This window comes from Peptacetobacter sp. AB845 (assembly GCF_047528295.1).
Lineage (GTDB): Bacteria > Bacillota > Clostridia > Peptostreptococcales > Peptostreptococcaceae > Peptacetobacter.
This window is the reverse complement of sequence record NZ_CP180001.1, coordinates 227,226-248,128: the sequence shown is the minus strand read 5'-3', so window position 1 is coordinate 248,128 and position 20,903 is coordinate 227,226. Positions and strand designations below refer to the sequence as shown.

Below are 20,903 nucleotides of genomic sequence, written 5' to 3'. Positions count from 1 at the left end.
GAAATCTAAATAAGCAATAAATATAAAAGGGGTGAATGTAAAATGAGTAAATATAAACGTATATTTGTCGTTGTAGTAGATTCACTTGGAATAGGAGAAATGGCAGATGCAGCTAATTATGGAGATAGTGGAGCAGATACTTTAGGTCATATAGTTGAAAATGAAGGAACAAATATGCCTAATCTTCATAAACTAGGTATTGCCAATCTTAAAGAATTAAAAGGACTAGCTCCTGTAGAAAATCCAATTGGAAGATACATGGCTCTAAATGAAAAAAGCGTAGGTAAAGATACTATGACAGGTCATTGGGAAATGATGGGGTTAAATGTTGAAACACCATTTAAGACATTTACAGAGACAGGATTCCCTGATGAACTTATAAAAGAGCTTGAAAAAAGATGTGGTAGAAAAATAATAGGAAATAAAAGTGCAAGTGGAACAGCTATAATAGAAGAACTAGGAGAAGAAGAAATAGAAAAAGGTCACCTAATTGTCTATACATCAGCAGATTCTGTATTACAGATTTGTGGAAATGAAGAGACAATGGGACTTGAAAATCTCTATAAATACTGTGAAATAGCTAGAGAACTTACATTAAAAGATGAATGGAAGGTCGGAAGAGTAATAGCTAGACCATATACAGGTATGAAAAAAGGAGAATTTAAAAGAACTTCTAATAGACATGACTATGCGCTAAAACCATTTGGAAAAACAGTTTTAAATCAGTTAAAAGACAACGGATATGATGTAATATCTGTTGGTAAAATAAATGATATATTTGATGGAGAAGGGATAACTGAATCAAATCGCTCAAAATCATCTGTTCATGGAATGGAGCAGACTATAGAAATAGCAGATAGAGATTTCAATGGACTTTGCTTTGTAAATTTAGTTGATTTCGATGCATTATGGGGACACAGAAGAAATCCAAAAGGATATAGTGAAGAGATAGAAAGATTTGATGAAAAGTTAGGAGAACTTTTACATCATTTAAAAGAGGACGATTTACTTATAGTAACAGCAGACCATGGTAATGATCCTACATTTAAAGGTACTGACCATACAAGAGAAAGAGTTCCATTTATAGCGTATTCACCAAAATTTGAAAATGGTGGAAAAATGGAAGATGCAAGTACATTTGCTGTAATAGGTGCGACTATAGCAGACAACTTTGATGTAGAAATGCCAGAAAATACTATAGGATACTCAGTATTAGAAAATCTTTAGAGGAAAGCCAAAAAGGAGAAAAACAATGGAACAGAGCAAAATAATAAACATAGTAGACCACACTCTATTAAAACAGACATCAACATGGGAACAGATAAAATTATTATGTGATCAGGGAATGGATAAAAATGCAGCTTCTGTGTGCATACCTCCATACTTTGTAAAAGCAGCTAAAGAATATACAGAAGGTAAATTACCAATATGTACAGTAATAGGATTCCCTAATGGAAATATGACTACAGCTGTAAAAGTATTTGAAACTGAAGATGCAGTTAAAAACGGTGCTGATGAAATAGACATGGTAATAAACATAGGTCTAGTTAAAGAAGGAAAATATGACGAAGTGCTAAAAGAAATAAATGAAATAAAAGCAGCTTGTCATGGAAAATTATTAAAAGTAATAATAGAAACTTGCCTTCTAACAGAGGAAGAAAAAATAAAAATGTGCGAAGTAGTTACAAAATCAGATGCAGAATATATAAAAACATCTACTGGTTTCTCAACAGGAGGAGCTACAATAGAAGATATAAAATTAATGAAAAAATATTGTGGAGCTGATTTGAAAATAAAAGCTGCTGGTGGAATAAAATCTTTTGAAGATGCAGAAGAATTTATAAAAGCTGGAGCAGACAGACTAGGAACAAGTAGACTAGTAAAATAATAAAAGATTAGTAGTAAAATAAAGAAAACAAGAAGTAAATAAGTTAATAAATTCCAAAATGATAATAAAATTCCAAAAAATAAGTGTAAATAATTTAAATTAAAAATAATGTAGTAAAAATGATATCGCCAATATCATAAAAGTTAACCTTATAAAATTATAAAAAATAAAATGAGAAAACAGGACATCGAGTAAGAGGGATGTCCTGTTTTTTGTTGCTTAAAAAATTATTAGAATACATCAATAAAAAGTATGAAAAATAAAAATATTTAATTAATTTTATAAAAATAAAGGATATAATTAAGTTTTGTAGTATAATTATATTATAGAAATAGTTATATATTAAAAAATTTAAAGAGTCAAAAGTAGGATTAATATGGAAATATTTGGAATAGGTACAGATATAATAGAAATAAGTAGAATAAAGAAAAACCTAGAAAGTGAGAGATTTTTAAAAAGAATCTTCACTGATAATGAAATAAAATATTTTGAAAGTAGGGGAATGAAGCGGGAGAGTATAGCAGCTACATTCTCAGCTAAAGAGGCAATAAGCAAAGCGGTTGGAACAGGTATAAGAGGATTCAATTTTAATGATATAGAAGTATTGAGGGATGAAAAAGGTAGACCGTATGTAATTGCACATAGAAATTTTAAAAAGCTCTGTTCAGATAATAATATCTGTGAAATAAAAGTATCACTATCACATTGCAGAGAATATGCTGTTGCGAATGCTATGGCTATAACAAGGAGTGAAGACGTATGATGAATGATTTAAAAGCGAAAGAAATAATGACAGTTGATGTTAAAACAGTAAAGAAAGACGATACAGTATCTGATGTAGCAAAAATGCTTATTCAGGATAAGATAGGTGGGCTTCCTGTTGTCGATGAAGATAACAAAGTTATAGGCATAATTTCCGAGACAGATATACTTAAAAAGGAAAAATATATAGAACCACCTCGGGTAATAAATTTCCTACAGGGATTAATATTCCTTGACGATATGAAAAATCTTGAAAAAGATTTAAAGAGAATTGCTGCATATAAGGTAGAAGATCTTATGACAGAAGATATAGTTACTGTTCACGAAGATGATAAATTCGACGATGTAGCAAATGTTATGATTAAGAAGTCTATAAATAGAGTTCCTGTTGTCGACGATGAAGGAAAGATTAAGGGAATTATTTGTAGATATGATATAATAAAATCTCTTTACGGAGATAAATAATAAAATAAGTCAAATAAAATGAGGCTGTTGCAATTTTGCAACAGCTAGTTTTTTTGATTTAAAAAAAGTATATTTTTTTCAGTTATTATAAAATCCATTTTCTTATCGTGCTTTTCAGGAAAAACATCGTCTACAAGTTGAAAATCAAAACATACTCCTACCCTTATTGCACTTGTTTCTTCTAAAAATCTATCATAAAATCCGCCACCATAGCCAGTCCTATATCCACTTTTATCAAACACAGAACCAGGAACAACGACAACATCTAAAAAAGAAGGATTAATAGACGGAGCATCTAAACTAGGCTCTAAAATTCCATAAGCTCCAGAAACTAAATCATCTAATGAAAAAATCCTTTTAGGTATAAGTTCCTTCTCATCTTTTAAAGTAACTGGAAGATATACTTCTTTACCGAGGCTTAAAAGTTTAGAAATAATTCCTTTTGTTGCAACCTCATTTCTAAAATCTACATATAGCATAAATTTTGAAGAGTCTTGTATTTTTTCAATAGATAAAAAACTATTGAAAATATCTTCAGACATCGAAATAATATCTTTTTTATCCAAAGAATTTCTAAAAGAGAGGACAGTTTTTCTCAAAGAATCCTTTGTATTTGCATCTTTAATCGAATTAATAAAATCTAAAGAATAAATAATATTCGCATCCTTTCCAAAATAAAAATATTTCATAAAAAATTCTACAATATATGGTAAAATTAATTTATTGTATATTGACTATTTACTAAAAAATCTACTCAAAAGATAATATAGATAACAAATTTGAGATTGTCAACAATAAAGGATAATTGGTAAAAGAATAGTACTATACACGTGGAGAAAATATAAAAAATTATTTGAAAGGGATGTTAAGGGTGAAGTCTAAATTCAATAAAAAGACTATAATAACTGTAATTTTAACTATTGTTATAACAGTAGCAGCTACACTTGTTGGGGAAGTGGGATTAGGACTAGTTAGTGTAATTCCAAGAAGAGATTACGAAAAGTATAAGAAGTTTAATAAACTTATAGCTATGGAAGAAATGATAAAGGAAACATATTATAAGGATGTAAAAGAACAGGATCTTATAGATGGTGCAATGAAAGGGCTATTTATGGGAACTGGCGACCTTTATTCAGGATATTTTACAGAAGAAGAAATGCAGAGTGTAATGGATTCATCTACAGGAAGCTTTGTTGGAATAGGTGTTACTATATTATCTAATCCAGAAAATGGAGTTGTTACAATAGCTAAGGCTTGGGAAACAGGTCCTGCATATAAATCAGGAATAAGAGCAGGAGATATACTTTATAAAGTAGACGATCTATATGTAACATACGATACAGTGGATAAAGCAGTGGCAATAATGAAGGGCAAAAAGGATACTTATGTAAATGTATCTGTAAAAAGAGATGGAGAAATAAAAACATTTAAAATAAAAAGAGCTAAGGTTTCTGAGCCTAGTGTAAGTGGAAAAATGCTTAAAGATAATATAGGCTATATAGAATTATCTACATTTGTAGAAAAAACTCCTGAAGACTTCAATAAAGAATTAAATAAACTTAAAAAACAACATATGAAGGCTTTAATTATAGACTTAAGAGATAATGGTGGTGGATTAGTAGATAAATGTTGTGAAGTTGCCGATACACTAATAGGTGAAGGAACAATAGTTTATACAGAAAATAGAGACGGAGATAGAAAAACTCAGACATCAGATGCTAAAAAACTTGGAATACCTATAGTTTTACTTACTAATGAAAATACAGCATCATCAGCAGAAATACTAACTGGTGCAATATTAGGAAATAAAGCGGGTATATCTATAGGAACAAAAACATTTGGTAAAGGTATAGTACAGTCTGTAATAAGTTTAAAAGACGGTTCAGGATATAAGCTAACTACTGAGCAATACTTCACTCCAGACGGAAAAACAATACATAAAAAAGGTATAAAACCTACTATAGAAGAAAAAGATACAGAAAAACAGCTTCAAAGAGCCATAGATTATATAGAAAATGGAAAATAGTAATAAAAAAATCATTATAAAAAATAAATTTTAAAATGATACATAAAATAAAAGGTTATTTCTCAAATATATAGAATATCAACTATAAAGGGATAAAATATAGTGCAGAAGGATTTGTTCTGAAAAAATAAGAAAAAATATCCTATTAGTTAATCTAATATGAAATGGGAAGTGATCTTATGAAAGAGTCCGAGAATAAGATTGTATATTTCAAGGATTATAAGAAAAAGCAAAATAAGAATAACTCTGAGGTAGACAGAAAAGAGCTACTAGAGCTTTTAAAAAAGTATATAGCTACTAAATAAAAAGAGAACTGTCGGCATATTAATGCGTGGCAGTTCTTTGATTTATTGTTATAATAAATATATATCAATAAATATATATTATTAATAAAAATAAGAATAGAGAATAATTATTTTAGAGGTGGAGAAAATGAATTTACTGAGCAGTATTTCAAGAAATATTTATCCTCTTAATAAGAGGAGTATGGATGCAGCCCAGGATAGATGGAATAATCTTATTCATCCAAAAGGAAGTCTAGGAAGGGTTGAGGACATTTGTGTACAGATGGCAGGTATATATGAGACAGAAAAGTTTGATATACCTAAAAAAGCAATAATAGCTTTTGGTGCAGACCATGGTGTATACGAAGAAGGTGTTGCACCTAATTCACAGGAAATTACAAAAATACAGTTCCCTAATTTTGCAAAGGGATTATGCGGAGTTGGAGCGCTTTCTAGATATGCAGGAGCTGATATGGTTGCTGTAGATGTGGGGATTAATTGCGACGAACCTCTTGAGGGAATAATAAACAGAAAGATTAGAAAAGGAACTTCTAATATGGCTAAAGGGCCTGCTATGACTAGAGAAGAGGCGGTAGAGTCTATAGAAATAGGAATAGAAATAGCGGAAGAATGTATAGTTAAGGACTATAGAATAATTGGAATTGGTGAGATGGGTATAGCAAATACTACTCCAAGTACAGCGATAATTTCTGTTATGACAGGAAAGCTTCCTGAAGAGATAACAGGAAGTGGATCTGGTTTATCAGAAGAAAAGATAAAACATAAAGCAAAAGTTATAGGAAAGGCAATAGAGTTAAACAACCCTAATCCAACAGATGGTATAGAAGTACTTGAAAAGATAGGTGGGTTTGAAATAGGTGCTATGACTGGAGTTATAATGGGATGTGCTGCAAATAGAATACCAGTAGTTATAGATGGATATATATCTTATGCGGCTGCACTTATAGCATACAAAATAAATCCTGGAACAAGAGATTATCTAATAGCCTCTCATAAATCAGATGAGCCAGGAAGTGACGCGGCACTTGAACTATTAAAGCTTGAGCCTATTTTAAATATGAATATGAGACTTGGAGAAGGTAGTGGTGCAGCATTAGCATTTAATGTTATAGATGCATCTATCTATACTTACAATAATATGGCTACATTTGAGGAAGTAGGTATGAAAATTTAAATGAGTAATATAGTTTTTATAACAGGAGGGGCAAAGTCTGGGAAAAGTGCTTTTGCAGAATCTTTATGTATAGAAAAGGACAATAGAACAGGATACATAGCTACATCAATTCCTTTTGACGATGAGATGAAAGAAAAGGTTAGATTACATAAAGAGAGAAGACCTTCTAATTGGACAACATACGAGCTTTACGAGGATGTATTTAAAATAATAGAAAATGTATCAGAAGAATGTGATACAGTTATGCTTGATTGTATAACACTTATGGTAAATAATTTAATGTTTAAATATGATATGAATCCACAGGATCTTTCAAATGAAGAATTAGAAAAGATGGATGAGTATATATTCAACCAGTTTGAAAAGCTAATTGAAGAAATACGAAATACAGAGCTATACTTTGTATTTGTAACTAATGAAATCGGAATGGGTGTAGTTCCAGCCAATAAACTTAGCAGAATATATGCAAATACTGCGGGAAAAATTAACCAATATGTAGCATCAAATAGCGATGAAGCATATTTAGTAATTAGCGGAATCCCTGTTAAGATAAAATAAAGGTTGAGGTGTTAGACTTATTCACAAAACAAAAGAAATTTGAAAGGTTGGGATAGATATGAAAAGATTTTTAGGAACTTTAGGGTTCTTGACCAGAATACCTGTAAAAACTGGTGGAGAATTTGATGAAGAATTCCATAAAGGTATGTATTATTTTCCACTAGTTGGATTTATTATAGGGATAATAACTTATCTTGTAAGTCTTCTAGTTGGAATAATGTTTCCAAGTGATGCCCTTGTAATAGCTATAATAGCTGTATTTACAGAGGTATTCCTAACAGGAGCACTACATTTAGATGGACTAGGAGATACAGCAGACGCATTTTTCAGCAATAGAGATAAGGATAGAATGCTGGAAATAATGAAGGATTCTAGACTAGGAACAAATTCTCTACTTGCCATTATGTTTACAATACTTATAAAAATAGGTGTTATCGTTACATTTTTAAACCGGGGAATGTCTTATATGATAGCGATAATGCCAATGGTTTCGAGATTGGTTGTAATTTTACTTGCTAGAAAGACTGAAAGCCCTAGAGAAAACGGAATGGGAAATGTATTTATTGGAAAAGCGACAATGCCAATGATTATAGTTGGTTTAGTATACACTTTAATTCTATCAGCAGGATTTTTATATATAATAAATGGAATGAGTGTAGCTGGTATGTATGCACCTATGGGATGTATATGTATAGGTATAGTTGTTGCAGCTATTGCAATGCTTCTAATTAAGAGAAGTTCTAATAGGAAGATAGGTGGAATAACTGGCGATGTACTAGGATGTGGAATAGAAGTAGCAGAAGTTGTATTTATACTAGTTGTGTATTTTACAGCAGTACTTCTTTTCTAAATATAAATTGATAAGTAAAAGCAAGATAATAAATTAAAAAAGTATATCATTGTAAATAAGAGCTTACTAAAATTTTAGTATTTTAATTATAGTAAGCTCTTATTTTTATATCAACTATTTTTTATAAAATCTAAAAAAATATTTTTCTCAGAGATACTAATTGATTTTTGGATAAAAAACATTTCAAAACCAGTCATTTCAACAGTAATGCCAATAATTGTATTTGAAGAATCTAAATTTAAAGACTTTAACATAGGCTCAAATTTTTTATGTGTAATAATAACACTATTCTTTTGAGTAATTAAAAAATTTATATTCTGAGCATTTATAAGTGTAGGATTTATATGTATTCTATCTTTTGAAAAAGTTCTATTAAGGTATAGACTCATAATTTCTAATTCAGCATTTAAGTCAGATAAGATAAATACTTCTACAGGTTTCATATATTGCCGAATAATAAATTTAAGCTGAAGTGATAAATATATTATATGTTCTTTATCTATAGTATATTTAATATTATTAACTTTTCTCCAACTAGTTAATAAATTAGAAAGTCTATTTATTATTGTGTTAGTTAGTGGATCCTGTTCAGAAAAAACAAAGAAATTCTTATCAGGAATAATACATTGTAGCTCAAATAAACATTTTTTAAAGAAATAAATTATAGAAACCTTTAAAGCATGGGAATCTTCAAGATATAATCCAAATTCTTTAGCAATCATATATAATAAATTAGAAAAAGAGCTATTACTAAAAACAATTTTATGAACTTGAGAAATAGCTTCATTTGTCCATTTATCAGCAAAAATACAACTATTTGTACATAAATAAACTAGAAAAATATAGTCATAATCATCATTTGAAAAAGTTATATTAAGACTTGGTTCAATAATATTCTTAATTTTATCTATAATAGAATTATATATAAATAAATGCTTTAGATTTTCAAAAGTTTTATTATAAGGTATTTTTAGATAATAATCTTTTCTTTTCCAAGATAAAATTAATAAATATTCAAAATAACCATACTCATTTGTTGTTTGTTCAATATAATTTAAATCAATAACATCATTAGTAGATAGAATAAACTTTCTAACTATGTCTAAAGAATAATCATATATATTATAAAAATTCAAACCATATTTATAATGTAGAAGAGCAATTAAAAATCTAATTCTATATTCATCACCGTAAACTCTATTATTTTTTATATCTAAACCAATTGCATTTAAATAACATTTACATTCTTTTCTGATTCTATAAGCAACAGACTTTGTAATAAATTCACTATCAATAAAAGAATAAAATGAAATCTCATCATCATTCAAAATTAAAAATTTTAAACAACGTAGAACAATAGAATTTTTATATATTGTATGAGATAACCGAAAGAAATCTACATTATCGTATTTGGAAAGTGATATATAAGAATGTGAGTTCTCAATAAAAGCTAATCCATCAAAATCAATATTCATTTCATTAATTAAAGAGATTAAGCTAATTTTACTTACTTTAACTGAATTCAAAACTTCATCAATAGAAACAGTATTTTTAGAATGAAGTGTAGAAAGTAAATCTAGTTTATTTTTGATTTTTTTTTCTAAAAAACTATTTAACATGAGTTCCTCCTTATTCAATAAAATAATTAATAATAATTATAATTAATATAAACTTAACTTTCAATATATTAAAACATATTCCCCAAATTAAGGATATAAAAATAAAAAAATAGGGAAAGTAGTAATAAAAAAATATGTTAATCTTCTATTGAAGTAATGCTATTTTACTAAAAAATACTAGATTAATATATTTTTATGAAAGGAAGGTTTTTATGAGAAAAGTTATTGAGAAAATTTTATTAATAAGTATGTTGGTTTCTTTGATAATAGGAACAAATCAGAATGGTATGATGATTAGTGCTTTAGAAGAAAATAATAATCAAAATAAAATATATGAAGTGACTTATGAAAAAGGTGTAGAAAATGAAACTTGGTATAGACATTTTATAAATTATGATAATAACAAACTTTTATTATTTTCAATGAATAATGCAGGAAAAATATATTGGCCACATATTTCAAATGAAGTTGGCATAACAGATATTCCTAAATATCAAGAAGATGACTTTAAAAAGAATTTAAAAAATAATGAAATGTATAATGAATTTATGAGAAAGCTTTCAAAAATATTATTTGTAGGATATCCACATAATGCTAAAAATATGTATAAAATAATAGAAACAGGAGATAGGGAAGTACCTACAGATGAAGAATTTAATAGTATGATTAGAGTTCCGAAAGAGCTTGCAGGCTCATTTCCTCAATTAGCACATCATGTTTTTAAAATATCCGATTTAAATAATGAAGATAAAGAATCTAAGAAACACATAGATATTCTTAAAGACTTTGTCAATGAAGTTGGAAAAATGTATCCAAATGGAACTAGTCAAGATAATAAACTAACATATAGTGATATTACAGCTACTGATTTCTATAAAGCAGCGTCTAGTATGGTTTTATATGAGGGTAATGATCCAAAGGAAATATATTCAATGCTATATCCTGGGGATTATCTGGTTGAAGAGTTTCAAGCATTTAATGCAACACAACTTGCGATATGTAAGCTTATGAATGACTATGGGATACCTAATAATGATCATCCAGATTTAAATTCATCAAATCTTTCTAATAAGATATACAATTATGCTCAAAAGGGAAATATTTTAGAAGAAGAACCAAAAGAAGAAGATATAAAACTAGAGGGTTCTTTAAATTTTGATTATAATCCAAAAGATGGTATGTGGCATAGTGGAAAGTTAAAAATAGTAGAACAAGAAACATATGAAGGAAGATATAAATTGAGATTACCTAAAGGTGTAACAGCACTTTGTGATAATTTAGAGTATGTCTATGCTAATGAAGAATATGAGCTAATATCAGATCATCAACCTAAAGAAAGTGAAACTTTTGCTATAGAGGCAGAAATTCCTTGGCTAAAAAATTATAAGTGTTTTTCTCCGATTGAAGAAAAAAATGGCAAAAAATTTATGAGTATGACTGGCTCTAAATCTGAAAAAACAACAGTAAGTAAAGAAATAAAAGGGTTAACAAGTAATGGCTTGGGCTCATTAAAAATAGAATGTAACCTAAGTTCTGGGGATAAAAAAAGACATATAGAATTTAAGATAGAAATATTAGATGATAAAGGGAATATCAATAATAAATTTAATGGCAAATATGGAAATTTAACATTTAACAACGGTATTTCAGATGATATTATTTTAAGACATGGAGAATCAAAAATAATTACTCATTTACCAGCAGGAACAAAGTTTAGAGTTAGTAAAATCAATAAAGGCGAATTTGATGAATTAGAGGAGTTTGAAGGGGTAATTGCCGAAGATGAAAGAGAAGAAGTGATTTTTGTTAATAGGGAATTACCAGATATAACAATAAATAGCATTTTATCGGATGATTTAAAGAAAGAAGATAAAAATAAAAAGCTTACTTTTGAAATAGAATTGAAAGATAAAAATGGGAAAAATATAAATGAAAGTTATGATTATATTGGATTCATAAAGCATGGTTGCAATACTGAATTTGATAAACCAGAAGATGTAACAATAGTGTTTAAGGATGGAAAGGCAGAAATTTCTCTTTTACATGGACAGCAAATAACAATAAGAAATCTTCCTTATGATAGCGAATATACTATTAAGAAGAAAGACGATTATGGTTGTAATACATTATATAATGGTTCTAAAAATATTCCAAAGGGAGAACTTTCAAAGAATTTAATAATAGAAGTGGTTAACGAAAAAAGGAACGATTCCAATGCTGATTTAGATAATAATAATTCTAGTGGAAATACAAATTCTAATGGAAATGTAAACGATTCAAATATTGATAGAATAGAAGGTAATGATAGAATAGAAACTGCAATAGATGCAAGTAGGGAGCTATTCCTAAAAGGAACAAATGCTATAGTATTAGCTAACTGTGAAAGATTTACAGATGTTCTTACAGCAAATCCATTTGCAGTACAAGAAAATGCACCAGTACTTTTAACATATAAGAATAATTTACCTAAGAAAACATTACAGGAAATAGATAGATTAAAAGCAAAAAAAATATATATATCTGGAGGATATGAGGCTGTTTCAAAAAATATAATAGATCAATTATCTAGTATGGGATATGAAATATTTAGATTTGATGGAAAAGATAGGTATGATACAGCTAGAAAGATAGGTATAAAAATAAGAGAAAAAGGAAATAAAAATTCAGTTGAATTGGTATCAGGTGAAGATTTTCCAGATGCATTGTGTATGACATCTATGGCAATAAAAGAAAAAGCACCAATACTTTTAACTAAAAAGGATACAATACCTATGTATACTAAAAAAGCACTATCTGATTGGGACGTGGAAAATATAAAGATAGCTGGGCTGCATAAAGCAATATCAAAAAACGTTGAAGACAGTATAGAAAAAGGATTTAGTATAAAAGAAGAAAATAAAGAAGATACTAATATATATGAAGGGGCAAAAAATATAGAAAGAATTGGAGGAAAAGATAGATATGAAACAGCTATAAAAATTGCTTCAAAATCATATCCAGAATCAAAATTAGGTGTATATGCAACAGGTGAGGATTTCCCAGATGCTTTAATTGCAGCCAATTATGCAGGTAAAAAACAGGCACCAGTTCTTTTAGTTAAGAGGGATACAGTACCTGAAGATATAAAAAAATATACAGAAAAATCTAAAATAGAAAAGGCCATTATAGTAGGTGGAGAAAAAGCTATTAGCGAAAAAGTATTCAATCTAATTAAGAGCTATATAAAAAGATAAAATAATAATAAATCTAAAAGCTGTTATAAGATATTTGTTTTATATGTCTTATGACAGCTTTTTGTGTTAAAGTTATTACTGAAAGTAATTATTTTGAGGTGAGCTATGAAGAGATTAGTTTTGATTAGACACGCATCTACTGTAGCCAACGAGAATGGACTACTTTGTGGAAGTATGGAAACTGATATAAGTGAAAAAGGTAGACTTGAGATAGATTGTCTAAAAGAAAGAATAGAAAGACTAAAAAAAGAAGAGAATTGGAAGTTATCAAAGGTGTATGTTTCAGAGTCTAAAAGAACAGAAGAAACAGTTAAAGATATAGCCGATATAGAGAATTTAGAGATTATAAAAATTAAAGATCTTGGAGAGATAGATTTTGGTGATTTTGAAGGAAAAACTTTTGAATGGATAAAAAATGAATATCCAAAAGAATACGACAAACTTTGTATTGAAGGGTTTGACTATAGATATCCAAATGGAGAAAATGCAATTGAAGCGTATGAAAAGAATAAAAGAGCTGTAGAGTATATTTTAAAAGATATGGAAGATGATAGCACAGCTATAATTTGTGCACATGGTGGAAGTATTAGAAATATACTTTCTTATATGCTTTGTGGGAAGTTGGAAAATCATTGGAACTTTAAAATAGAAAATGCTAAAATTACTGTTTTAGAATACGATTATGGATTTTCAGTACTTACAAAATTAAATTACTAAAATAAATATAGCCTATAGAAATTTATATATAGAAAAATAAAAATTAAAAGCGTTGTAAAAACAACATAAATAATTTCCTTGTTGATGTAAGATAAGAGTACATTCAATACAGAGGAGGAATAGATTATGAATAAAATGTTTTGCTTCCAGTGTCAAGAAACTGCTGGATGTTCAGGATGTACTATAAATGGAGTTTGTGGAAAGAAGGCAGCTACTGCAAATCTTCAAGATTTACTTATATATACAACAAAGGGAATCTCTGAGGTTACTACAAATCTTAGAAAAGAAAATAAGGAAGTTGATGTAGAGGTAAATAGAATTATAAGGGATGCGTTATTTACAACGATAACAAATGCAAACTTTGACGACAAAGTTATATTAAATAAGGTTAAATCTATTATGGATATAAAAGAAGAACTTATATCTAAATTAGACGATAGAAGTGTACTTTCAGAGTATGCAGTTTATTATTCAAAAGATGAGGCTGAACTAAGAGAAAAATCAGAGAATGTCGGAGTTTTAGATACGGAAAACGAAGATATTAGAAGCCTTAGAGAGCTTATAATATACGGATTAAAAGGTATGGCTGCGTATTTAAAACATGCAGGTGTTTTAGGTTTTGAAAATAGTGAAATAGACGCATTTCTACAGAAGGCACTTACAGCTACAACAGATGATAACTTAACTTTACAGGATTTAATAGATTTAACTATGGAAACAGGTAAGTTTGGAGTAGATTCAATGGCACTTTTAGACAATGCAAATACTATATCTTATGGAAATCCTGAGATAACAAAAGTTAATATAGGTGTTAGAAGTAATCCAGCTATACTAGTTTCTGGACATGATTTAAAAGATATGGAACAACTTTTAAAACAGACTGATGGAACAGGAGTAGATGTTTATACTCATTCAGAAATGTTACCAGCAAATTATTATCCAGAGTTTAAAAAGTATGATCACTTTGTTGGAAATTATGGAAATGCTTGGTGGAAACAGAAAGAAGAGTTTGAATCATTCAACGGTCCAATACTTCTTACAACAAATTGTCTAGTGCCACCGAGTGAAAGTTATAAGGATAGAGTATATACAACTGGTGCAGTAGGTTTTGAAGGATGTAAACATATAGAAGGTGGATACGGAGAAGAAAAAGATTTTAGCGAAATAATAGAACATGCGAAAAGATGTAATTCTCCAAAAGAAATAGAAACTGGGGAAATAGTTGGTGGTTTTGCACATAATCAGGTAATAGCACTTGCAGATAAGATTGTAGATGCTGTTAAATCAGGAGCAATTAAAAAATTCGTTGTTATGGCAGGATGTGACGGAAGACAGAAAGGAAGAAGCTACTATACAGAATTTGCAAAATCTCTACCTAAGGATACTGTGATTTTAACTGCTGGATGTGCTAAGTATAGATACAATAAATTAAATTTAGGAGATATAGGTGGAATACCGAGAGTGCTAGATGCAGGTCAGTGCAACGATTCATATTCTTTAGCAGTTATAGCTATGAAATTGCAGGAAGTATTTGGTTTAGATGATATAAATGAACTTCCAATAGTTTATAATATAGCTTGGTATGAACAAAAGGCTGTAATAGTATTACTTTCATTACTATATCTTGGAGTAAAAAATATACACTTAGGACCAACATTACCAGCATTCTTATCAGAAAATACTGCTAAATTCTTGGTTGAAAACTTTGGAATTGCAGGGATAGGAACAGTTGAAGAAGATATAGAAAAATTAATAAAATAGATATAAAAAGGGAGCAGAATTTTACTGCTCTCTTTTTATATGTAGTGTAAATTTATTTTTCTTATACGATATTAATCCATCTGCTTGCATTTTAGATAATTCTGATGATAGTGCACTTCTCTCAACAGATAAGTAGTCTGCAAGTTGCTGACGATTAAATGGAATTTCAAAAGAATTAGATCCAAACTTTGAGGACATGTAATTTAGATAAGAGAGTACTTTTTCTCTAGTATTCTTTTGAGTGATATGCTCTATCTTTCTAGTGAATGCGATATTTTTCATTGCAAAAACAGAAAGCATATTTTTTATTAATTTATTATGGAAGTTGCAAGATGAGGGACATGTAGTCATAACTTTATTCATATTCATAGTTAGAATTACACAATCTGATGAGGCTATAGCATCAACCATAAGAGGTTCGTTGGTAACACAGGCATAACTCTCGGCAAATATATCGCTTTTAGTCAGTTCAGACATTATTTTTCTATTTCCCCAAATATCTATGTTTTCTATCCTTACAGATCCAGAGATAATTAGACAAACAAAGTCGATGTACTCTCCTTGATTTAATATATAAGAGCCTTTTTTATATGATTTTTTTGTTGGAGAAAGACATCCAAGCATGGGAAGAATATCTTTTTCGTCTATATCTTTGAATATAATTGAGTTTTTTATAGCATTTATATCAGGGTTAGTTATTGTGTTCATAATATTAATTCCTTTCAAATTATAAAATATTTGTTATGTGTTGTAAAAACAACATAACTATTTAATGAATTCTATTATAATATACCCATAAAATCAAATAACTAAATTTGAAAATGTAGATTAAAAAAATAATATAAAATTTGGAGGAAAAATTATGATAAGAAGAATAATAAATATAAACGAAGAAAAATGTAATGGGTGTGGACTTTGCGCAGATGAATGTCATGAGGGCGCAATTGGAATGATTGACGGAAAGGCAAAACTTTTAAGAGACGATTATTGTGACGGTTTAGGTGATTGTTTACCTGTTTGCCCAACTGGAGCTATAAGTTTTGAAGAAAGAGAGGCTGCTGCGTACGACGAGGTAGCGGTTAAAAAGAGAATAGAAGATATGAAAAAACAGAAAGAAAAATTACCTTGTGGATGTCCTGGAAGTCAGAGTAGGGAAATAAAAAGAGAACATAATATACATAAGATAGAATTTGGTGGAAAAAAAGATATGTTAAGAGAATCCGTTAGTTGCTTATCTCAGTGGCCAGTACAGATAAAATTAGCACCAATAAATGCACCGTATTTTAATGGAGCAAAATTACTTATAGCAGCTGATTGTACAGCCTATGCTTATGCAAAATTCCACGAAGACTTCATAAAAGGGCATGTTACATTAATAGGATGTCCTAAACTAGATGAAGGTGATTATTCAGAAAAACTTACTGAGATAATAAAGAACAACGATATAAAAAGTGTAAAAATAGTTAAGATGGAAGTTCCTTGTTGTAAGGGAATAGAAATAGCTGCTATTACTGCGATGAAAAATAGTGGAAAATTCCTTCCTTGGCAGGTTGTAACTATAAGCACAGATGGATTCATAGTAGAGTAGTTTTTACAGATAGATTTATAGCAGAGTAGTTTTCAAAGAATAAATTTATATAACTAAAAGAGAAAAATAATAAGAGTTTTTCAAACTCTACGGAGCGTTTATTGAATTGTGTTTATTTTCCTATTAATATATTTGTAGGAGGAAGAGATATGGATGCAGAAAAAATTGGAAAAGTTATAAAAGATTGTAGAAAAGAAAAAGGTATGACTCAAAAGGAGCTTGCAGAAAAACTTATGATAAGTGACAAGACTATTTCAAAATGGGAGAGAGGTCTTGGATGTCCTGATATATCTTTTTTAACAGAGCTTTCAAAAATATTAGGTGTTAATATTGAAAATATATTAAAAGGAAATATTGAAATAAATGACTTTATAGGAGGTAATATGAAAAATTCGAAATACTATGTTTGCCCAGTTTGTGGGAATGTGACTGTATGTACAGGAAATGCGGAGATTTCTTGCTGTGGGAAAAAATTAGAAGCTTTAGAGCCTAAAAAAGCTGATGAAGCGGAAAAATTAAATGTAGAACAGATTGAAAATGATTGGTATATTTCTAGTGAACATCCAATGACAAAGGAACACTATATATCATTTATCGCATTTGCAAAAGGAGATAAGATAGAGCTAATCAAACAGTATCCAGAATGGAATCTTCAGACTAGAATTCAGAGAAGAGGTCATGGAAAACTAATGTGGTACTGTACACAACATGGATTCTATTATCAGTATTTATAATCTTTAAATAATTGTTTATAATAGGGATATAAATATCCTATTATAAAATTAAAGATAAAAAGGCAAGGTGGAATCTAGTGAAATATGTGAAAGAAGATCTTTCTGACGGTTTAAAGAGATGTTTAAAAAAGAAAAAAATAAGCGACATAAGTGTGAGCGATATATGTAATGAAACAGGAGTATCGAGACAGACATTCTATCGTCACTTTAGGGATAAAGAAGATTTAATAAATTGGTCAATAGATGTAATACTAGAAAATTCGTTTAAGCATATGGGAAAAGGTCTTAGTTTAAATGATGCATTAAATAGAAAGCTAGATTATATAAAAGAAGAGCGTGTATTATTTAACAAGGCTTTTAAGATGGACAATCAAAATAATATGCGTGAACATGATTTTGAGTTAATATATGCTTTCTATAAGAATATGATTGAATCTAAAAATGGCGAAAAAATAAGCGATGAAATGGACTTTTTATTGAAGATGTACTGCCAAGGTTCTGTGTATATGACAGCGGAATGGGTGTTAGGCGGTTGTAAATCTGAAGTTAGCACAGTTGTAGATAATTTAATAGCTGCTATGCCATATAAATTATCACTGTTATTTGAGGAATTAAATTTAATTTAGTGACAGATTGTTATTTTTGTAACTTCCTTTTGTGTGATTTATATTGTTATAATATAGACAAAGATAAATATGTAAATAAAGATTTACAAAATATAAGTAAATTATAAATAAAAAGGAGATATGAAAAATGGCAAATCGTATAGTATTAAATGAAACTTCTTATCATGGAAAAGGAGCAATAAAAGAAATCGTAACAGAAACAAAAGCAAGAGGATTCAAAAAAGCTTTTGTATGTACTGACCCTGATTTATTAAAATTCAATGTGTCTACAAAGGTTATAGATTTATTAGATGAAGCTAACTTAGCATATGAAGTTTATTCAGATATAAAAGCAAACCCTACAATAGCTAATGTTAAAGCTGGTGTTGAAGCTTATAAAAATAGTGGAGCAACTATATAGTTGTTAAAAATATAGTCAAAAATATACATATATAGACAAATATATTTTTACAAAAAAGCTCCCTACATTCATAAAGAGTGTAGAGAGGCGAGAAATCGCCCAAAACTCCTTTAATTGCTGGAAGTTCCTAAAGCTAGTTAAACTACAACGTAGAATTGAAAAATATTCAAGTGTGAATGTGGCGAAAGCAGAAAAAATTAACTAGATGGCATAAGGTTAAATCCTAAGTGCTTTAATAATGGATAATCAGCATCCAAGATCCGAATAGGATAAGGTTCAACGACTAGGCAACTGCCGTACATCACAAGCTATTGGTGGTGGAAATGGGGGGCATCTAAAAAAATTAGATGGTGATATAGTCTGTGCTTAATGGAAACATTAAGAAGTTCGTGAATAAAATTAAAAATCGTATTTTAATTTATAAATTCTGAGAACTGATTGGAAAGTAGCGATTCCGATTGAACACTCTAAAAATATATACGGATGTATTTTAGATATAACGACCGTATTTTTTATTTATTTAAAAACTAAAAAAATATTTATATCATTTGTATAATATAACTTCGATTTGTACATAATATAATTAGAAAGATAAAATTTGTTATAGAATCGAGGTGAGGTAAATGGGAAAGACAATAATTAAAACTGTGAAACAATATTCCTATAAACTTGATGACTGTGAAATTGAAGAGTTATTAAAAATAGGAAGAGAATACAAAAATGTTAAAAACTATGTATATTCAAGGTATAGTGGAATAAAAAGTCTTTTAATCATTGAAAAACCTCGAAAAATTAGGGATGAATGGGTAAAGACAAAGTTTTATGGACAGTGGGATTTACCAGCTAGATATTGGAAATTAGCACTACAAGATGCAATTGGAAGTATAAAGTCTGGTTGGTCTAATGTAAAAAACAAAATTAGGACTGCTGCTTATAATAATGAACATTTATCTACTGATGACAGATATTATATAAATTATATACTATCAGCAAATAAGCTTTATTATAACGTGTTAAACAACATAAACTTTGATATTCCTAAAAAATTTGAAGGAAAAAGCTTAAATATTAAATATTTGAATAACTTAATAAAAAGATACACAAGAAGATATAAAGGAAAAGTTCCTTATACAAATAAAATAAATTCTTTTTCGATAGATACAGGTTTGTATAGATATTCAAAAAATAACACAAATGAAAATTATATTTATATAACTTCACTGGAAACAGGAAAAAGAATACCAATAAAATTAAGGGATTCAAATAAATACAACAAAACACTTCAAATCAAAATCATAGATAATGTAGTGAAAATACATATTCCATTAAAAGTGGAATCAAAGGAAAATACTAACGAAAATATTATAGGAATAGATAAAGGATATAGATATTTACTTGCAACATCGAATGGAAATCTGTATGGAGAAAAATTGAATTATTATTTAAGTAAAGAAACCGAAAGGTTAAGTGATAAAAACAAAAATAGAAATAGATTTTTTGCACTTAGAAGAAAATACCTTGAAGAAGGTAATACTAAGAAAGCGGAGAATATACTTAAAAATAATTTAGGAAAGAAAAAATACAGAAACAACAAAAATAAACACGATGAAACAGTTAAATCTTACATCAATAAAAATATCAATGAATTTATAAAATCAGAAAAACCTAAGGAAGTTGTAATGGAAAATTTAGATTTTGTAAATTGGGATGACAGATATCCAAAATCTGTAAAAAGAAAATTATCGAGATGGATAAAGGGCTACATAAGAGATAGACTTGAGTACAAATTCAAATTAAGTAGTATTGAATTCACATATATAAATCCAGCGTATACAAGCCAGATTTGTAGCAAATGTGGAAGATTTGGTGTAAGAGATGGAGATTTGTTCACGTGTGATAATTGTGGAGAAATTCATGCAGATATAAATGCAAGTATGAATATTTTAGAGAGAAAGTATGATAAAGAAATAAAGATGTTTACAAGTTATAAGAAAGTTAAGGAAATACTAGAAAGTAGAATTGCTGATACAAAGTAAATAATATTTAATAAAATTTATACTAATTAAGAAAAGAAAATAGGTTAAAAGTATATTTTATTTAATCACAAATATATTTTGTATTTATCCAACAGTTGATAAATAGATGGTATATTTTATCGGTAACGGGGGTTAGATAAAATGCTTTAAATAAATAAAAA

20 protein-coding genes are annotated in these 20,903 nt (G+C 28.8%); 17 read left to right on the top strand and 3 right to left on the bottom strand.

The window, feature by feature from the left end:
- The first annotated feature begins 42 nt into the window (after positions 1-42).
- The 4 genes from ACK2WO_RS01090 to ACK2WO_RS01075 all read left to right on the top strand — a co-directional run bounded on the left by ACK2WO_RS01090 (position 43) and on the right by ACK2WO_RS01075 (position 3,115).
- Positions 43-1,227 (top strand): phosphopentomutase, encoded by a 1,185-nt coding sequence (locus ACK2WO_RS01090; RefSeq protein ID WP_414698157.1) that lies wholly within the window; start codon positions 43-45, stop codon positions 1,225-1,227.
- A gap of 25 nt (positions 1,228-1,252) precedes the next feature.
- Positions 1,253-1,888: a deoxyribose-phosphate aldolase gene (gene deoC, locus ACK2WO_RS01085; protein ID WP_178412003.1), complete on the top strand. Its 636-nt coding sequence runs from the start codon at positions 1,253-1,255 to the stop codon at positions 1,886-1,888.
- 376 nt (positions 1,889-2,264) lie between these two features.
- The gene (acpS, locus tag ACK2WO_RS01080) at positions 2,265-2,651 is read left to right on the top strand and encodes a holo-ACP synthase (RefSeq protein WP_414698156.1); all 387 of its coding nucleotides are present in this window, start codon (positions 2,265-2,267) and stop codon (positions 2,649-2,651) included.
- Entirely contained in the window at positions 2,648-3,115 is a 468-nt protein-coding gene (locus ACK2WO_RS01075) for a CBS domain-containing protein (RefSeq protein WP_414698155.1), read from the top strand. The genes acpS and ACK2WO_RS01075 overlap by 4 nt, the downstream gene beginning before the upstream one ends.
- A gap of 44 nt (positions 3,116-3,159) precedes the next feature.
- Here the strand turns inward: ACK2WO_RS01075 and ACK2WO_RS01070 are convergent, their stop codons facing one another.
- Complete coding sequence (locus ACK2WO_RS01070) at positions 3,160-3,804, bottom strand: 5-formyltetrahydrofolate cyclo-ligase (RefSeq protein WP_414698154.1); 645 nt, start codon at positions 3,802-3,804, stop codon at positions 3,160-3,162.
- A gap of 182 nt (positions 3,805-3,986) precedes the next feature.
- On the opposite strand from ACK2WO_RS01070, the gene ACK2WO_RS01065 reads away from it, so the two are divergent.
- The 5 genes from ACK2WO_RS01065 (at position 3,987) to cobS (ending at position 8,028) form a co-directional block, all read left to right on the top strand.
- Positions 3,987-5,141: a S41 family peptidase gene (locus ACK2WO_RS01065; protein WP_178411841.1), complete on the top strand. Its 1,155-nt coding sequence runs from the start codon at positions 3,987-3,989 to the stop codon at positions 5,139-5,141.
- Between the two features lie 179 nt (positions 5,142-5,320).
- Positions 5,321-5,446: a hypothetical protein gene (locus tag ACK2WO_RS01060; protein ID WP_414698153.1), complete on the top strand. Its 126-nt coding sequence runs from the start codon at positions 5,321-5,323 to the stop codon at positions 5,444-5,446.
- A gap of 127 nt (positions 5,447-5,573) precedes the next feature.
- Positions 5,574-6,620, top strand: coding sequence for a nicotinate-nucleotide--dimethylbenzimidazole phosphoribosyltransferase (cobT, locus tag ACK2WO_RS01055; protein WP_178411840.1), 1,047 nt, complete (start codon positions 5,574-5,576; stop codon positions 6,618-6,620).
- Positions 6,621-7,178 (top strand): bifunctional adenosylcobinamide kinase/adenosylcobinamide-phosphate guanylyltransferase, encoded by a 558-nt coding sequence (gene cobU, locus ACK2WO_RS01050; RefSeq protein ID WP_414698152.1) that lies wholly within the window; start codon positions 6,621-6,623, stop codon positions 7,176-7,178.
- A 58-nt stretch (positions 7,179-7,236) separates the two neighbouring features.
- Positions 7,237-8,028 (top strand): adenosylcobinamide-GDP ribazoletransferase, encoded by a 792-nt coding sequence (gene cobS / locus ACK2WO_RS01045; protein WP_414698151.1) that lies wholly within the window; start codon positions 7,237-7,239, stop codon positions 8,026-8,028.
- Between the two features lie 110 nt (positions 8,029-8,138).
- Here cobS and ACK2WO_RS01040 read toward each other — a convergent pair whose 3' ends face one another.
- Positions 8,139-9,647 carry a helix-turn-helix domain-containing protein gene (locus ACK2WO_RS01040; RefSeq protein WP_414698150.1) on the bottom strand — a complete coding sequence of 503 codons (1,509 nt, stop codon included), beginning with the start codon at positions 9,645-9,647 and terminating at the stop codon, positions 8,139-8,141.
- A 212-nt stretch (positions 9,648-9,859) separates the two neighbouring features.
- On the opposite strand from ACK2WO_RS01040, the gene ACK2WO_RS01035 reads away from it, so the two are divergent.
- From ACK2WO_RS01035 to hcp, 3 genes are all read left to right on the top strand, one after another.
- Entirely contained in the window at positions 9,860-12,880 is a 3,021-nt protein-coding gene (locus ACK2WO_RS01035) for a cell wall-binding repeat-containing protein (protein WP_414698149.1), read from the top strand.
- Positions 12,881-12,985: 105 nt separating this feature from the next.
- Positions 12,986-13,597, top strand: coding sequence for a histidine phosphatase family protein (locus ACK2WO_RS01030; RefSeq protein ID WP_414698148.1), 612 nt, complete (start codon positions 12,986-12,988; stop codon positions 13,595-13,597).
- Between the two features lie 126 nt (positions 13,598-13,723).
- The gene (gene hcp, locus ACK2WO_RS01025; RefSeq protein ID WP_414698147.1) at positions 13,724-15,358 is read left to right on the top strand and encodes a hydroxylamine reductase; all 1,635 of its coding nucleotides are present in this window, start codon (positions 13,724-13,726) and stop codon (positions 15,356-15,358) included.
- 21 nt (positions 15,359-15,379) lie between these two features.
- On the opposite strand, the gene ACK2WO_RS01020 is transcribed toward hcp, so the two are convergent.
- Positions 15,380-16,066, bottom strand: a complete 687-nt coding sequence (locus ACK2WO_RS01020) for a Crp/Fnr family transcriptional regulator (protein ID WP_414698146.1) — start codon at positions 16,064-16,066, stop codon at positions 15,380-15,382.
- Positions 16,067-16,220: 154 nt separating this feature from the next.
- On the opposite strand from ACK2WO_RS01020, the gene ACK2WO_RS01015 reads away from it, so the two are divergent.
- The 5 genes from ACK2WO_RS01015 to ACK2WO_RS00995 all read left to right on the top strand — a co-directional run bounded on the left by ACK2WO_RS01015 (position 16,221) and on the right by ACK2WO_RS00995 (position 20,742).
- A complete protein-coding gene (locus ACK2WO_RS01015; protein ID WP_414698145.1) occupies positions 16,221-16,946 on the top strand; it encodes an ATP-binding protein in 726 nt (241 codons plus the stop codon).
- A gap of 149 nt (positions 16,947-17,095) precedes the next feature.
- Entirely contained in the window at positions 17,096-17,680 is a 585-nt protein-coding gene (locus ACK2WO_RS01010) for a helix-turn-helix domain-containing protein (RefSeq protein WP_414698144.1), read from the top strand.
- A gap of 77 nt (positions 17,681-17,757) precedes the next feature.
- On the top strand, positions 17,758-18,306 hold the full coding sequence (locus ACK2WO_RS01005) for a TetR/AcrR family transcriptional regulator (protein ID WP_414698143.1): 549 nt from the start codon (positions 17,758-17,760) through the stop codon (positions 18,304-18,306).
- Between the two features lie 127 nt (positions 18,307-18,433).
- Complete coding sequence (locus tag ACK2WO_RS01000) at positions 18,434-18,706, top strand: iron-containing alcohol dehydrogenase (protein ID WP_414698142.1); 273 nt, start codon at positions 18,434-18,436, stop codon at positions 18,704-18,706.
- A gap of 623 nt (positions 18,707-19,329) precedes the next feature.
- On the top strand, positions 19,330-20,742 hold the full coding sequence (locus tag ACK2WO_RS00995) for an RNA-guided endonuclease TnpB family protein (protein WP_414698141.1): 1,413 nt from the start codon (positions 19,330-19,332) through the stop codon (positions 20,740-20,742).
- Positions 20,743-20,903: the final 161 nt, after the last annotated feature.